This window comes from Acidimicrobiales bacterium (assembly GCA_035546775.1).
Classification (GTDB): Bacteria; Actinomycetota; Acidimicrobiia; order Acidimicrobiales; family JACCXE01; genus JACCXE01.
Genome location: DASZWD010000014.1, coordinates 34222 through 49673, shown reverse-complemented (window position 1 = coordinate 49673; position 15452 = coordinate 34222). Strand labels below are relative to the sequence as shown.

At 69.1% G+C, this 15452-nt stretch carries 15 protein-coding genes; 4 read left to right on the top strand and 11 right to left on the bottom strand.

All coding sequences use genetic code 11. The features are described 5' to 3' along the window. Nucleotides 1-20 precede the first annotated feature (20 nt). Nucleotides 21-2462, top strand: a complete 2442-nt coding sequence (locus VHC63_02465) for a DUF4395 domain-containing protein (GenBank protein ID HVV35439.1) — start codon at nucleotides 21-23, stop codon at nucleotides 2460-2462. Continuing rightward, the gene (locus tag VHC63_02460; protein HVV35438.1) at nucleotides 2459-3154 is read left to right on the top strand and encodes a hypothetical protein; all 696 of its coding nucleotides are present in this window, start codon (nucleotides 2459-2461) and stop codon (nucleotides 3152-3154) included. Before VHC63_02465 ends, VHC63_02460 begins: the two co-directional genes overlap by 4 nt. Here VHC63_02460 and VHC63_02455 read toward each other — a convergent pair. The 5 genes from VHC63_02455 to VHC63_02435 are packed head-to-tail and all read right to left on the bottom strand — an operon-like array spanning nucleotide 3151 to nucleotide 7376. Continuing rightward, nucleotides 3151-4020 (bottom strand): 5'-3' exonuclease H3TH domain-containing protein, encoded by an 870-nt coding sequence (locus VHC63_02455; GenBank protein ID HVV35437.1) that lies wholly within the window; start codon nucleotides 4018-4020, stop codon nucleotides 3151-3153. The two genes, VHC63_02460 and VHC63_02455, sit on opposite strands and share 4 nt — an antisense overlap. Then, nucleotides 4017-4892, bottom strand: coding sequence for an alpha/beta hydrolase (locus tag VHC63_02450; protein HVV35436.1), 876 nt, complete (start codon nucleotides 4890-4892; stop codon nucleotides 4017-4019). Before VHC63_02450 ends, VHC63_02455 begins: the two co-directional genes overlap by 4 nt. Continuing rightward, nucleotides 4889-5698, bottom strand: coding sequence for a phytanoyl-CoA dioxygenase family protein (locus tag VHC63_02445; protein ID HVV35435.1), 810 nt, complete (start codon nucleotides 5696-5698; stop codon nucleotides 4889-4891). Before VHC63_02445 ends, VHC63_02450 begins: the two co-directional genes overlap by 4 nt. Beyond that, entirely contained in the window at nucleotides 5698-6555 is an 858-nt protein-coding gene (locus VHC63_02440; GenBank protein HVV35434.1) for a hypothetical protein, read from the bottom strand. The genes VHC63_02445 and VHC63_02440 overlap by 1 nt, the downstream gene beginning before the upstream one ends. Beyond that, nucleotides 6552-7376 carry a DUF1028 domain-containing protein gene (locus tag VHC63_02435; GenBank protein ID HVV35433.1) on the bottom strand — a complete coding sequence of 275 codons (825 nt, stop codon included), beginning with the start codon at nucleotides 7374-7376 and terminating at the stop codon, nucleotides 6552-6554. The genes VHC63_02440 and VHC63_02435 overlap by 4 nt, the downstream gene beginning before the upstream one ends. A 24-nt stretch (nucleotides 7377-7400) precedes the next feature. Here VHC63_02435 and VHC63_02430 point away from each other — a divergent pair, with 24 nt between their 5' ends. Next, the gene (locus tag VHC63_02430; GenBank protein HVV35432.1) at nucleotides 7401-8051 is read left to right on the top strand and encodes a hypothetical protein; all 651 of its coding nucleotides are present in this window, start codon (nucleotides 7401-7403) and stop codon (nucleotides 8049-8051) included. Here VHC63_02430 and VHC63_02425 read toward each other — a convergent pair. Then, entirely contained in the window at nucleotides 8040-8891 is an 852-nt protein-coding gene (locus VHC63_02425) for an LLM class F420-dependent oxidoreductase (GenBank protein HVV35431.1), read from the bottom strand. The two genes, VHC63_02430 and VHC63_02425, sit on opposite strands and share 12 nt — an antisense overlap. 24 nt (nucleotides 8892-8915) lie before the next feature. Here VHC63_02425 and VHC63_02420 point away from each other — a divergent pair, with 24 nt between their 5' ends. Then, nucleotides 8916-10295, top strand: coding sequence for a site-specific DNA-methyltransferase (locus tag VHC63_02420; protein ID HVV35430.1), 1380 nt, complete (start codon nucleotides 8916-8918; stop codon nucleotides 10293-10295). Between the two features lie 50 nt (nucleotides 10296-10345). Here VHC63_02420 and VHC63_02415 read toward each other — a convergent pair whose 3' ends face one another. The 5 genes from VHC63_02415 to VHC63_02395 form a co-directional block, all read right to left on the bottom strand. Then, complete coding sequence (locus tag VHC63_02415) at nucleotides 10346-11401, bottom strand: amidohydrolase family protein (GenBank protein ID HVV35429.1); 1056 nt, start codon at nucleotides 11399-11401, stop codon at nucleotides 10346-10348. Nucleotides 11402-11527: 126 nt separating this feature from the next. Then, complete coding sequence (locus VHC63_02410) at nucleotides 11528-12727, bottom strand: serine hydrolase domain-containing protein (protein HVV35428.1); 1200 nt, start codon at nucleotides 12725-12727, stop codon at nucleotides 11528-11530. Beyond that, complete coding sequence (locus VHC63_02405; GenBank protein ID HVV35427.1) at nucleotides 12715-13869, bottom strand: serine hydrolase domain-containing protein; 1155 nt, start codon at nucleotides 13867-13869, stop codon at nucleotides 12715-12717. The genes VHC63_02410 and VHC63_02405 overlap by 13 nt, the downstream gene beginning before the upstream one ends. 5 nt (nucleotides 13870-13874) lie before the next feature. Further along, complete coding sequence (gene mce, locus VHC63_02400) at nucleotides 13875-14276, bottom strand: methylmalonyl-CoA epimerase (GenBank protein ID HVV35426.1); 402 nt, start codon at nucleotides 14274-14276, stop codon at nucleotides 13875-13877. Continuing rightward, complete coding sequence (locus VHC63_02395) at nucleotides 14277-15440, bottom strand: zinc-binding dehydrogenase (protein ID HVV35425.1); 1164 nt, start codon at nucleotides 15438-15440, stop codon at nucleotides 14277-14279. Between the last annotated feature and the right edge of the window lie 12 nt (nucleotides 15441-15452).

Sequence of the window (15452 nt, the reverse complement as noted above, 5' to 3'; positions counted from 1 at the left end):
CGTGACCCTAGAATTATGATGTGTTTAGTCGGGAATTGCGCCGAGCCGCCGTCTGCCTCGTCGCGTTCGCCGTCATCCTCGGCTTGCCCCGGCCAGCCGGGGCGGAAACAGATGACCTCGTCGGCAGTTTCCGCCTGACGCCCGGCGCCTGCGCGTCGGGCGCGCCCAGCGGCAGCTACTTCCGCATGGTGCAGCCGAGTGGGTCGGTGCAGAACGGCCCCTTCGTCGCCAACGGCGACTCGACGTGCTCTGACCAGACCTACACCCTCGCCGCCCCGGGTTCCGACGGCGGCTTCGTGACCGGCGCCTACCAGCCGACGCCGTCGCCCGCCTTCGACGGGTCGGGCAACAGCCTGGCGACGCGCATCGTCGTGCCGGCCACGTTCTTCGGCGTGCAGTTCGGCCTCTCCACCGACCCGACCGACCGCCAGACGGGCAAGTCGGTGCCGCCGCTGTCGCTGCGGGCCGACGCGTCCGGTCATCTCTCGGGCGACCTGCGGGCCTGGGCGGCCACGTGGAACAAGCAGGACTTCAACCAGGGCGCACCCAAGCCCGACGGCTCGGCGCCGGGGCTCACGACCGCAGCACACGGCACCTATGACGCCTCCAGCGGCGCGTTCGTTCTCGAGTGGGCGAGCACGGTCGTGGGCGGGCCGTTCAACGACTTCACCGGCGTGTGGCATCTGACCGGCACGTTCCGGGCGGCGGGCGCGGCGGCCGCGACGTCGGGCGGGGCGACACCGGGCAAAGCCGCGGCGGCGGGCAGCACCAAGACGAACAACGCGATCACCGCCACGACCCTGCCGACACAGGTCGAGGCGGCGGCGACCGACAACACCGTGCCGCCCGCCGCGTCGGGCGGCGGCACGCAACTCGTGGGTGCGGTCAAAGCGAAGGGGTGGCTGCCGCCGGCGTGGCTCATCGTGCTGACGTCGATCCTCGGCGTGGGCGCCGCTGTCACCCTCCTGGTGCCGACACGGACCGACGACCCCGACAACGACCCCGACGACTTCATGCGGGTTACGGGACACCGCCGTTCCACAACCCGCACGAAGTCGCGTAAGGGCCCGACGTTGACCGCGCTGGCGATCGGCGTCGGCTTGGCGCTCGCCCCGGTCGGGTTTCAGATGTTCACGCGGGCGCCCAAGGGCGGCGACATGATCACGTCGTTCGGGCCGTACATGACGGCGCAGAAGATCGACAGCTTCTCGGGCTTCATGCGCGACATCGACAAGGCCAACACGGAGGTCGCCCCGTACGCGGCGAAATATCCCGGCGTCGCCGCGCTCAACCGGCAGTGGCCGGCCATCGACCACGACATGACCGACATGCTCACGACGATGCGCGGCGACATCCCGAAGTACGACGGGGTTGCCGCCCTGCCACCGTTCGTGTTGTTCCCGTGGTTCTTCGTGCTGCCCGGCGTGATGATCGCGGCCGTCGCCGCGTGGCTGTTGTTCGGCGGCGTGAAACGCGCGCGGCTCACCGCGCTGGCGCTGCTCGGCGTCGGACTGATCGCCGCCCCGGCCATGTTCCAGATGTTCAGTCGCGCCCCGCACGGCGCCGAGATGATCAACGACTTCAAGCCGCTGATGACCCCGGCCAAGGTGACCCACGTCCAGGGCTACTTCCTCACCATCGGCCTCGCCGAGGGTGACCTGCGCAACAAGGTGGTGCCGGCCGAGACGGCGGCTGGTCACGCGCTGCCGGCGGCGAGCGCGCTGAGCGCCGAGTGGCCCAAGCAGTCGGGCCAGATGGCGCCAATGATCGCCGCGATGGCCGACAACCTCGACAACTTCAACGCCGTCGTCGCGCTCCCGCCGTTCTGGTTGTTCCCGTGGTTCTTCGTGCTGCCCGGAATCCTCGTGATCGGCGCAGCGTTACTTGTCTGGCGATCCGCTCAGGAGGATGGTTCCGTGCCCAATCTCATCGGCTTTCCCAATCCGGTCAACGAAGTGTCGGCGCGGCTGGTTGCGACCGGCGTCGTGCTGATGGCCGTCGCCGCGATCGTCTTCGACGCGCAGTGGCTCCTGCCGGTGCTCTTCTACGGCTTCGTCGCCCGGGTGCTGACGGGTCCCAAGCTCAGCCCGCTCGGCCAGCTCGTGACGCGCCAGATCACGCCGCGCTTGCCCTTCAAGGAGAAGCTCGTCGCCGGACCGCCGAAGCGGTTTGCCCAGGCGATGGGTGTGACGTTCTCGGGCACCGCCTTGCTGCTGGCGTTGACGGGTCACTGGTTCGGTGCCCAGGTCGTGCTCGGCTTGCTCGTGTTCGCCGCGTCGCTCGAGGCCTTCGTCGGCTACTGCCTCGGCTGCAAGATCTTCGGCATCCTCATGCGCTTCGGCATCGTGCCCGAAGAGGTGTGCGAGGAGTGCAACAACGTCGGGCTGCGCATCGTCGACCTCAAGCGCGCCGAGGCCAACATGACCGCCGAAATGACCGCCGAAATGACCGCTGCCAAGTGACCGCGACGCGCACGCGCGCCGTTGCTGTCGTCGTCATCGTGATTGCGTTCGTGGCGCTGGCGACGTTCGCGTTGCTGGCCCGCGCCTACCGCCCGGGTCGCGACGGAGTGCGCGTGCCCGACGGCTCGCTCGGCATCACGACGCCGCGACTGGCCCAGCCGATCGCGGCGTCGTTGCCCGAACCGGCGCCGGCCGTCTTGGGCGCCGCGCTGGACGCGCCCGCGCTGAGCACCCGCGCGCCCGCGCCGAGCGCACCCGACTCCCCGCCCGCGCCCTCGAGCCGCGGCGGCAGCGTGGCGCTCGCCGCCTGCGAGCTCGGCCTGCCCGTGCCGATGCAGCAAGCGGGGCTCGCCAACCTCGTCACCCTCGTGCCGGCGTTCGGGCCGTTCTCTCCCGAGGCGTTCGCCATGGTGCCGGCGTTCGCGCCGGCGTTCCCGCTGTTCGGCCCGATGATCATCGCCGGGGGCCAGCAACTCGACGCCCACGCCGATCAGGTCAACACCGCCATCGCCGTGCTGCACCCACTCGAGCAGCGCGGCTTCGACACGCTGGCGCCGGTCTACGGCCCGCACCGCGACCAGGTGCTCGCCGGCGAGACGCAGGTGGCCTCGACGGTCGAACCCGGCGTCGCCGCCTTTGCCGCGTTGCCCGGTGCCACGTGCCTGCCCGCCGCGCTGGCCCTCGTCTTCTAGCTGGCGAGGTTGTGGGCGCGAGCGACTATCGCCGCGCCGTCGAACTGCGTGGCGACTGACGCCAGTTCCGGTGTCGGGCCCTGCCACTCGAGGTCCTTCACGTCGTCGAGCAGCGTGCGGTCGACGCGCAGAGTCGCCAGCTCCTTGAACAGCCCGACGAGGTCGCGATGGGTGGCGAGGGTCGACGCCAGCGTGCCGCCGCCGCGCACCGTCACTTCCCACTGGCCGGGCGCGTCGGGGATCGCTTCGATGTGCTTGTAGTGCTTGAGGAGCGCGGCCGCCGTCTTGGCCCCGAAACCGGGCAGGCCGGGGAAGCCGTCGGCGCTGTCGCCGACCAGCGCGAGGTAGTCGGGGATCGACGCCGGATCGACACCGAACTTCTCGCGCACGCCGTCGGCATTGATGACCTTGCCGGCGCGGCGGTCGACCTGGATGACGCGCTCGTCCTCGCGCACGCACTGGCCGAGGTCCTTGTCAGGCGTCCAGATGACCACCTGCTCGACGGTCTCGTCCTCGGCCGCGACGGCGGCGACCGTGGCCAGCGCGTCGTCGGCTTCGAGCTCGACCATGGCGAAGGTGGCGACGCCCATCGCCACCAGCGCGTCCTCCAGCAGGCCGAACACCGAGAGCAACTCGGGATCCATGCCGGCCGACGTCTTGTAGCCGGTCCACAGCGTGTTGCGGAAGCTTTCGATGACGTGGTCGGTCGCCACCGCGATGTGCGATCCGCCGTCCTGGATCTGTTGCAGCACCGTGGACAGCACGCCGCGCACCGCGGCGGTGCCGGTACGCGTCGACTCGTCGCGCTGGCCGTAGAAATGACGGAACAGTTCGTACGTTCCGTCGATGAGATGAACGCGGATCACGAGAGCAGCGAGACGATGGCCTCGGCGGTGCGCTGCGGCGCCTCGAGCATCGGGAAGTGGCCGACGTCGTCGAAGGTGATGCGCCGCGCGTCCGGCCGCGCCTCGAGCAGCTTGTCGGTCATCGGGTAGACGGCGACTGGGTCGAGGGCGCCCCACACCACGCCGAGGGGCGACGGGTGTTTCTCGATGGCACCGGTAAAGCGCGACTCTTCGGCGCGGCGATCCTCGATGTAGCGGATCGTGCGCGCCAGCAACCGCTCGCCCTGCTTGTGCGACATGAACGCCCACAGTGCCGCGAGGTCGTCGGCCGCCGGTTGGTTCGTCGGTGAGCAGATAGCGGCCAGCGAGGCCTGGAACGCCGAGCCATCGCCGCCCCACCCTTCGTCGAGCAACGCGTCGGGCGCGGCCAGGAGGAACTGCTGGCCATTGGTGAGCTGCGCCATGTCGATGTAGACCGAGCCGTTGGTGATGACGCGCTCGCTGATGGCGAAGTCGAGCGCGCCTTCGATGTCGCGGGCGAGGATCTCGCCGCCGACGGTGTCGCCCATGTCGTGGGTGACGAGGGCGACGCTCTCGATGCCAGTGGCGTCCATCACCGCTTCGACGGCGTCGGCGTACAGGCGGATCGAGTAGCGGACGTCGGGCTTGGCCGACAGGCCGAAGCCGGGCAGATCGACGAGCACGACGCGGCGGCGGGCCGTGAACGTGGGCAGGCAGCCGTGCCAGTCATACGAGCACGATGGGTAACCGTGGATGACGAGGATCGGGTCGAGCCCGGCGTCAGCCTCGGCGTGGATGTCGGCGTAGAACACCTCGCCCATCGGCGCCTGCACGTAGGTCCCGTACGCCTCCCACGCCCCTAAGACGCTCATCCGACTATGTCCCACAGCATCTGATCGCCGCCTTCCCCGAACAGCGCCTTGGCCGGCGACTGCTTGTCGATGTGGCCGATGAGGCCGGTGTAGATCCCGTAGCCCACGAGTTGTTGCAGCCGCGGCGCGAACGTGCGCACCAGCGCCGGTGGCAGACCAAGCTGCTGGTTCTCCTGCTGGCGGATGTAGCCGGCGCAGTAGTTCATGGCGATGCCGATGCGCCGCCCGTCGGTCGTGTTGGCGCCGCCGCCGTGCCACAGCGAGCCGTGCCACACGAGCACCGAACCCTTCGCCATCTCGGCGGGAATGGTGTCGTAGGCCTGGCCGTAGTTCGGGCTGTGGTCGACCAGGTGCGTGCCCGGCATGAGCCGCGTCGCCCCGTTGGCCTCGGTGAAGTCGGTGATGGCCCACATCGAGTTGCACACCGTCGGCGGGTGCGGCTTGGGGATCGGGATCAGCTGGTCGTCGGCGTGGATCGGCTGGGCCACTTCGCCCGGCCCGATGTTGATCGACGACAACGACGACACGAGGCACCCCGGGTCGAGCACCTGCTCGACGATCGGCAGCACGTTGGGGTGCACCGGGATCTGCTCCCACACCGGGCCGTACTTGAGCAGGTTGTAGACGCGCAGCGTGTGGAGACCTTCGAAGCTGTTGGTCGACGGCTTGACGTCGAGGTCGCGTTCGAGGCGGGCGAGGTCGTCGGCGATGGCGTCGACGACGTCGAGGTCGACGGCGTTCTCGACGATCGTGTAGCCATCCTCTTCGATGCGCTTGGCGTGCTCGGTGACCGCGGCAGGATCCATCAGCGCGCAGGGTAGCGGTACAGGGCGTTCGTTTGCGCGGTGATCAGCGAGCCGTCGGAAAGCAACCCGATGTCGCGGTCGCAGTACAGCCCCGCCATGAGGCCGCGCCAGTGCGGGGCGTCGTCGATGCCGATGTGGAGGCGGTACACCTTGTGGTGCGTGCGGCTGCACAAAAGCAGTTCGTCCTTCACCAGCACCACACCCGAGGGATTGGTGTAGGGCGGCATAACCGCCGCGAACCGGTTGCGGTGCTTGATGCTCTTGTCGCGACCGCGCGCCGCGCGTTCCTTTCCGAGGGGCAGAGCGTTGTCGGTCACCCAGATCCGGTTCCCGCGGCCGAAGCTGAACACGGGGTCGGTCCAACCGTCCGAAACGCGCGCGCCAACCTGCGTCGCCGATCCCCGCGGGTTGAGGCTGAGGAGGCGATCATGCCACCCGACGATGAGCGGCCCGTGGGGAGCGATGGCGACGTGAGCGGCGAAACGCGACGCGCCGCTGCGCCATACGTCAGTCGGCTCGCCACCGTTGGCGTAGCGCGTGATCGCGAGGTGGTGGCGGTTGTCGCGTGCGGCGACGTAGACGACGCCGTGCTGGTCGACGGTCAACGAATCGGGCTTGGTCGGCAAGTGCCGAAGCAGGGTCGGCGCGCCACCGATCCTCAGCGAATACAGGTCGAAGGTGCGCAACTCGCCGTAGACGATCTCGTCGTGCGAGCCAACGGTGAACACCACCGGCCCGTTGGGCGCAGCGATCTTCTCGGCGGCGGCGAACTTCGGTCTGTAGCGATCGACGCCGGCGTTGCACGCGCTGGCGGCCAGTGCCACCGCAGCGACGACGGTGGCGACGAGGCGCTTCAAGCGAGCAGTTGCTCGATGATTTCGACTTCGAGCGGCCAGACGCCCGCCGCCGGTAGGCGCCGCAGTAGCTCGCCCCAGCCGGGTTCGACGGCACACGCCGCCGCGATCTCGGCGCGCGCCGCGTCGACGTCGCCGCTGACGGCGAGCGCGATCGCCTGCCAGAAGCGCAGCTCGAAGTTCTCGCCCAGCACGCCGGCGTCGCCGCCGCGATACGCACGGTGGACGGCGAGGAGGCGGCGCATCTCGGCGAGCGGGTCGACGTGGTCCTCGACCCGCAGGTCGAGGTCGCGGGCCCACGGCTCGCCTTCCGCCGGCGCGATCAACATCGCCACGGACTGTTTGCCGCGGACGTCCCCGCCGGCGTCCTCGGCGGCGTCGAGGGCAGCGAGCAACCGGTCGGCGAGCGGTGCACCTTCGGCCGCCGCGAGCGCCTCGGCCATCGCCTCGGGCACACCCGCGTTGCGCATCATGTTGGCTTCGACCGTCCAGCCGTCACCGACGATGTGGCTGGCGTGCGCGATGCACAAGGCGCCGGTGTGGGCCGCCGCCACGCCGTCGGCGTCGACCATCGCCACCTGGCGCGTCTCGCGCCCGGCGTCTTCGGCGAGCAACGACGCCAGCGCCGTGGCCGCCGATTCGCCGGCCGCCATCAGCTGCAGCCCGCGCGGGCCGTAGCTGATCTCCGCCATCGCCTGCGTCGCCACCGCGCCGACACCGGGACGCGCCCAGGGCACGACAGAGCCGACGGAGAAGTAGTGCGACTGCACGGCGACGCCGAAGGCTCCCGTCTCGGCGTCGCGCACCACGAGTGAATACGTCACGGGTTGAAACCTAGGCTCGGACGCGTGGCCGCGTCCGTACGACTCTGCGTGTTGTCGTTGTCGGAACGCTCGCCTGATGGTGACGACGCCGCCTACCTCGCGTGGCACAGCCTCGATCACCTGCCCGAGCAGTACTCGATGCGCTCGCTCGTGCTCGGTCAGCGCTGGGTGTCGACGCCCGAGTGCCGCTCCGCCCGCGCCACCGGCGACGGTTCGCTCGACGCCGCCGACCACGTGGTGCAGTACCTCTTCGCCGACAAAGGCTCGCTCGAGCGCTTCTTCACCCTCGGCGCCGAGTTGCGGGAGGCCGGTCGCATGCCGCTGCGACTGCCGCCGGTCGAGTTGGCGGGGTATGCGTTCGCCGGCGCCACTTCGGCGGTAGTGCGACCGGAGGTTCTGCCGTTCCGGCCCAATCGGGGCGCGTATCTGATCGTGAGCGACGAACCCGTCGCGGTCCCCGCACTCGATGGTGTTGCCGGCGTGTGGCGGTACATCGGCGCTCGCTTCCACGAGCGTCTCGTGGACACCACGGGTCGCCACCTGACCGTTTGCTACCTCGACGGTGATCCCGTTGCCGTCGGCGCCGCGTTGTCGGACGCACTGACCCAGCCCGTGCGGTTCGCCGCCCCCTTCGTCAGCCTCACACCCTTCGACTGGACACGATCACTCCCCTAGCAACTGCTGCATCGCGTCGAGCTGCTCGATGTAGTGGTCGACGGAGTGGTGCACGAAGCGCAGCGACAACGCCGTGGCGCCGGCGTCGATCAGCCGCTGGGCGGCGGCGCGGGCGTCGTCGGGCGCACCCACGGGATCGACGGGCACATCAGTCTGTAAGACCACCTCGAAGTTCATCGGGAGGTCGTGGCGCGCCAACCACGTGGCCGCCTTGTCTGGCGCCAGCCAGAACGGGCACCAGCCGTCGCCGAGTTCGACGGCGCGTCGCAGCGACCGGGCCGAACGTCCGCCGATCCAGAACGGCACGTGCCCCTGCACCGGCGTCGGGTCGAGCACCATGTCCTCGAAGGCGTAGAAGTCGCCGTGGTACGCCGGCACCGGATCCGACAGCGCGACGCGCAACGCCCGCAGCGCGTCGTCGGCGCGCGGGCCCCGATCGTCGAAGGGCGCGTCGAGCAGCGCGAACTCCTCTTCGAGGGTGCCGACGCCGACGCCGAGCACGAGCCGGCCGTTGCTGACGCGGTCGAGCGTGCCGTACCGCTTGGCGATCGCCAGCGGGTGGTGGTAGCCGAGCACGAGCACGTCGGTGGCGAACCGGATCTGCGTCGTGCGCGCCGCCAGGAAACCGAAGGTGGCCAGCGGATCCCAGTAGCGCCCGCCGCGCACGGCGACCGCGGCCGCGGGCACCGCCACGTGCTCACTGCAGGTGAGGTGGTCGTACCCGAGGCGGTCGGCGGCCTCGGCGATGCGGGCGACGTCGTCGATGGTGCCATCGCGCTCCCAGCGGGCGTGGCCGCGGGGCACGAGGGTCAAAACCGGCGTGAGGATCCCGAGTTTCATGGCGAGGCCGTAGCCTTACGCAGCGTGGAGCCGAAGAAGGGGACGACCACGTCGAACTTCGGCGTCGGCAAGCGCGAGAACCACGACGCATCGGGCTTCTACGGCCGCTTCCGCTCCCCCGAAGTGTCGACCGATGATCGCGTGCTGCCGCCCCTTCCGGTCGCCGAGCCCCTCGTGCACGGCGACGCCCGTCACATGGACGCGGTGGCCGACGGATCGGTCGCGCTTGTCGTCACCTCGCCCCCGTACTTCGCCGGGAAGCAGTACGAGGAAGAACTGCAACGCGAGGGTGTGCCCGGTTCCTACCTCGAATTCCTGCAGTTGCTGACCGACGTGTTCGCCGAGTGCGCCCGCAAGCTCGAGCCCGGCGGTCGCATCGCGGTAAACGTCGCCAACCTCGGCCGCAAGCCCTACCGCAGCCTGTCGGCCGACGTCATCCGCATCCTCCAGGACGAGCTCGGCCTGCTGCTGCGCGGCGAGGTCGTGTGGCGCAAGAGCGAGGGCGCCAGCGGCTCGTGCGCCTGGGGCTCGTACCGCAGCGCGGCCAACCCGGTCCTGCGTGACGTGACCGAGCGCGTCGTGATCGCCAGCAAGGGCCGCTTCGATCGCGCGTTGAACGCCAAGCAACGCGCCGCCGCCGGGTTACCGCACGTCAACACGGTGAGCACCGACGACTTCATGAACCTCACACTCGACGTGTGGACGATCCCTCCGGAGTCGGCCAAGCGCGTCGGGCATCCGGCGCCGTTCCCCGTCGAACTGCCCGAGCAACTCATCCGGCTGTTCACCTACGAGGACGACCTCGTGCTCGATCCGTTCGTCGGCAGCGGCTCGGCGATGGTGGCGGCGAAGCGACTCGGCCGGCGCTACGTCGGCTACGACCTCGACGCGACGTACCTCGACGTCGCCCGCGCCCGGCTCGCCGATACCGAGCGGATCCCCGACGTTGCGGGCGAGGTCAACGCCCACCAGTTGGCGCACAAGGTGCTGGCGTCGTCGGGCTTCACCATCACCCACGAGAACTACCGCGTGCCGAAGGCCGGCGTCATCGTCGACTTCCGCGCCCTCGACGGCACCGGACGCGAGTGGCTGTTCGACGTGCCCGGCGCCAACACGTCCCACCGCCCCGGCTTGCAGACGATGGACGCAGTGTGGCGCGCCCTCGGCGTCGCCAGCGCCTGCCACGGCCGCCTCGAAGACGTGCGCGTCGTGCTGCTCACCCCCGGCCTGCCGAGGCGGCCGAGCGAGGGCGACACGGTGCTGCGCTCCGCCGGACCGAGCGCGGTCTTCGACGTGATCTCCACCGTCGACGACGCCCACATCGCGCGGCTGGCGTCCTACGCCACCGGCGCGGCGGTTCACCCATCCCCCGGCTTCTGGACGCCAGCGGACCTCGCGCGCTAGCCGTGTGCGGAGTTGCCCCGGCGAAAGCCGGAGCAACTCCGCACACGACATCAGGCGGGGTGGGTTCCTAGGACTTCGAGGTCGCCGATGTCGGCTTCGTCGATCTCGCGCGGGTCCTGGTTCAGCGTCGTCACCCCGACGGACTCGTCGGTCATCAGTTCGTACGCGGTCTTGACGTCGAGCTTGGAGCCCCGCGTCACGGCGGTGGTGAGGTCGCGCAGGCCGACGAGCGGGTCCATCGTCTCGATCGGGTAGTCGCTGCCGCAGATGACGCGGGCGCCGGCGCGCAGCAGTCCTTGCCAGTCGTAGGACCGCTTCCACCGCTCGTCGCCGAGGGCGGCGGCCGCCGACTCGCGATCGCTCACGGCGAAGCTCGGCTGGATGCATGCGGTGACGCCCTGATCGGCGAAGCGGTCGATGATGGCGGGCGACAGCACCTGCGCGTGCTCGATGCGCGCCCCGTTGGCGAGGGCCGCGTCCTTGTCGCCGTCGAAAATCATCTCGTAGGCGTCGAGCACGGCGATGGCGGCGCGGTCGCCGATGGCGTGGGTGGCGATCGTCCAGCCGGCTTCGGCCAGCGGGGCGGCGGCGCGGGCCAACTTGAGCGGTTCCCAGAACAGCACGCCGTCGTCTTTCGGGTGCACGTCGGCGAAGGGCGCACACAGCGCGCACGTGCGGGGGCCCACCCAACCGTCGGCGTAGAACTTGACGCCGATCACGTCGAGGTCCGGATCCTTGGTGCGGTCGCGCATGCCTTCGGCCGCCAGCCCGCTGGCGACGAGGACGCGCACGCGGCACGGGAGACGATCGGTGTCGCGGCGGCGCAGCAGTGTGTCGAAATACTCCCAGTCGTGCATGCCGGCTTCGGTGATCTGGCAGATGCCCAGTTCCGCGGCGCGCGTGAGTCCCGCCATCAACTGCGCGTCGAGCCTCTCGTCGAGCCACTCACCCGCCGCGTCCATCGGCGTCTGCCCGGCGGCGACCAACGACCGGTGGTATTGCGCGATCGACTCGGGCGAGGTGTAGTCGTAGGGCGGCTTCACCTGCGCGCAGACGCGCAGCAGGTGGGTGTGGTGGTCGACGAAACCGGGACCGTTAAACGCCATCGGGCTCGGACCATAACGTTCGGCTGTGGCCAAGCACGACGCCTCCAACTGGAACTCCCAAGCCGAACTGGTGCTGTCCAGCACCGGTTTCCGGTTCTGGACAGGACCAGTTCGGAGAGGTGGGAGCTACAGGCAGGACTTGATGGCGTCGACGAGGCCGATCGTGCGCGGGTCGCCCGACAGGTTCGTCGACATCTTGTTCATCACGTAGCCGTAACCGATGCCGGCGTCGGGGTCGGCAAATCCGAGGGAGCCACCGGCGCCGGCGTGACCGAACGAGCGGGGCCCGAACAGCGGCGAGAAGTCCGACTCCAGGAAAAAGCCGAGGCCGAAGCGCGTCGGGATCATGAGCACGGCGTCGGGGCCGTTGGATTGCTCGACGATGGCGTTGGCCACGGTCTCGTCGTTCATCAAACGGACGCCATCGACCTCGCCGATCTGGGCGGCGTACATCTTGGCCAACGAGCGCGCCGTCGTGATGCCGTTGGCCGCGGGAATCTCCGCCGCGTGATTGGCCCTTGAGTTGAAGTCCATCGCCGGTTGCGTGACGCCGGTGAGGGCGCGGTTCGACAGGGAGTTCGGGTCCATGAACGCCTGCACGATCGGACGCATCTCTTCGGGCAACGCGGAGATGTCGAAGTCCTTGAACATCGAGCGCTGCTCTTCGGTGGCGCCGAGTTGGAACGAGATGAGCTTGGTCACCCGCGGCTCCTCCGACGCGGGCAAGCCGATCCAGAAGTCGAGCCCGAGCGGCTCGGCCACGTTCTCGCGGAAGAACGTGCCGAGCGACTTGCCGCTGATGCGCTTGACGACCTCGCCCACGAGATTGCCGTAGGTCACGGCGTGATAGCCGTGCTTCGTGCCCGGCTCCCACTCCGGCTTCTTGGCCGCCAGCGCCTGGGCCACCGGCTCCCAGGCGTAGTACTCCTCGGGCGTGAGCGGCGAGTCGAGCACCGGCAGGCCGACGCGGTGCGACAGCAGCCAGCGCACCGGCACGTTTTCCTTGCCGTTGGCCTTGAACTCGGGCCAGTACTCGGCGACGGGCGCGTCGAAGTCGAGATCGCCCCGCTGGGCCAGCAGGTGCGCGCAAATGGCGGTAGCGCCTTTCGTCGTCGAGAACACCAGCTGCAGCGTGTCCTCGTTCCACGCCGCGCCCGTGTCCTGGTTGGCGACGCCGCCCCACAGGTCGACGACCTTCTCACCGTCCTTGTACAGCGCGAACGCGGCGCCGACGTCGCCGTGCTGATCGAAGTTCGCCTGGAACGCGTCGCGCACCGGCTCGAAACCCGGGGCGACCTCGCCGTGAATCTCCGTCATGACAGACATCCCTTCAATGCTTGGATAATTGCGTGCGGGCGGGGGTCGGCGTTGATGCCCTGATTCATCTGGTTCATCACGTAGCCGAACGCGATGCCCGATTCGGGGTCAGCGAAGCCGAGTGAGCCGCCGGCGCCGTCGTGGCCGAACGAGCCGGAACCGAAATACGGCACGTCGGGCCCGTCGAGCATGAAGCCCAGGGCGAAGCGGGTGATCTTGCGCAACACCTCGTCCTTGCCGTTCGACTGCTCGGTGGTGACGGTCGCCACGGTGGACGGGTCGAGCACGCGCACACCGTCCACCTCGCCGATGAGACTGGCGTAGAAGCGGGCGAGGCCCCGGGCAGTGCAGATGCCGTTCGCGGCGGGGATCTCCGCCGCGTGCACCGCGGGCGAATCGAGATCGAGCGCCGGCTTGGCGAAGTTGAACGTGTGGGAGATCAACGAGGTCGGATCCATGATTCCCGCGACGAGTTCCTTGATGTCGTCGGTCATGGCGACGTTGCCCGCCGGCGGCGCGCCTTGCACCAACTTGGTGACGCGGTGTTCTTCCGATTGGGGCAAACCGATGAAGAATTCGGCGCCGATCGGGTTGGCGATCTCCTCCGCGAAGAATTGCCCGAGCGACTTGCCGCTGATGCGCCGCACCACTTCGCCCACGAGATGGCCGTAGGTGAAGGCGTGGTAGCCGTGCTTGGTTCCGGGCTCCCACCACGGCTTCTGCGCCGCCAGCGCGTCGACCACGGGATCCCAGGCGCACACCTGCTCGGGCGTCAGCGGCTCGTCGAGCGCCGGCAACCCGGCGCGGTGGCACAGCAGCCAGCGCACCGGGATGCGGTCCTTGCCCTCGGCTTTGAACTCGGGCCAGTACTCCGCGACGGGCGCGTCGACGTCGAGCAAGCCGCGCTGCATGAGCAACGCGGCGCAGGCCGCCGTCGCGCCCTTCGTCGTCGAGAACACCAACTGGAGCGTGTCGTCGTTCCACGGGGCGCCCGTGTCCTTGTCGGCGACACCACCCCACACGTCGACGATCTTCACGCCGTCCTTGAAGATCGCCGCCGCCGCGCCGAGTTCAGCGCCGCGCGCGAAGTTGGCGACGAACGCGTCGCGGACCGGCTCGAAACCCGGCGCGACATCCCCCCCGATGTCCACGCCGGTTACTCCTGGACGAGTTCGATGAGCGTGCCGAAGGAGCCCTTGGGGTGCACGAAGGCGACGGTCGTGCCGCGCGAGCCAGGACGCGGCGCCTTGTCGATGCCGGTGCCACCGGCGGCGACGATGGCCTCGAGTGCCTTGGCGCAGTCGTCGACGCGGTAGCCGACGTGGTGCAGGCCCTCACCGCGCTTCTCAATCGCTTTGGCGACGGGCGAGTCCGGGCGCGTGGGCGTGAGCAGCTGGATATAGCTCTCGGCCACCTTCAGCAACGCTTCTTCGACGCCGTCGGATTCGACGACCTCACGATGGTCGACGGTCGCGCCGAAGGCGTCTTGGTAGTACTTGATCGCGGCTTCGAGGTCGTTGACGGCGATGGCGACGTGGTCGATTTCGGTCAGCAGCATCTACAGCAACCCCTTCACCGAGTCGGGCATCTCCTCGGCGATGCGGATGATCGGGATACCCGTCTGCGTGTTGTCGTGCATCTCCTTGAAGCAACGGGGCAGATCCTCGAACGAGTAGATCTCCTTGTGCACCGTCGGGCGGAAGACCTTGCCGTACAGCTCGGTCGCCGCTTCGCAACCCAGCGGCGTCTCGTAGTGCGTGTGGTCGATCGTGACCTGCTTCACCGACATGACCGTCGAGTTGTAGGTGACGACCTGGCTGAGCTGCCAGCCCGCCGACACGTTGACGCCCATGCGGGCGGCCACGGCGAGGCCCGCCTCGAACACCGGGCCGCGCAGCATGTCGCACACCGCGTGGAAGTCCTCGCCGCCGGTGATCTGCGAGCAGTGCTTGCGGAACGCCTTGATGTCGTCCTTCGACGCGAAGCGGTTGAACTGCTTCTGGTCGATGCCGACGATGCCCTGCTTCTCGAGCGCCTCACGTCGCTCGGGCGAGCCGGAGCAGAAGTAGGCGTTGTGGCCCTCGGCCTTGGCGAGCTGCAGGAATAGTTCCGACACGCCGCCGCCGAAGCCGAGCACGTTGATCGTGGCGCGGCGCTCGTAGGGCACCTTGACGCGATAGATGCCGATGGCGCGACGCCACAGGTGGTACGCCGTCGGCGCCCGCAGCGGCAGCGCCGCCATCTCCCACAGGTTGAGCCCGCAGTCGAGCGGCGCCTTGATCAGTTGCCAGTCGCCGACGACGGCTTCCTCGCCGTACCAGCCGATCGACTCGGGCTGGTCGTAGGCCCAAATGCGCAGCGGATAGCCGTACTCGTCGGGCTCGCCGTTGCAGTGCGTGATGACGATGTCGCCGGGCGTGAACTTGGTGACGTTGCCACCGACCTCGACCACCTCACCGAGCGCCGAGTTGCCCGGGTAGATCTTGCCGCCGCGGGCCTCGGCGATGTTGATGGTGTCGGCGAGCGCCGCGTGGTTGATGTTGTGCTCGGCGGACACGGCGAGCACCTTGAAGCGCACGTCGTTCGGACCGACGTCGCGCAACTCGAGCTTGTCGAGGTGGACGACGTTGGTGATGTCCATGTCGTCGGTAGTGCCGGCGCGCTCTTTCTCAGCGGCGATGGCGTCGGTGGCGATGGCGTAGGCACGAACGGTCTTTCCCATAGAGCGAACAAG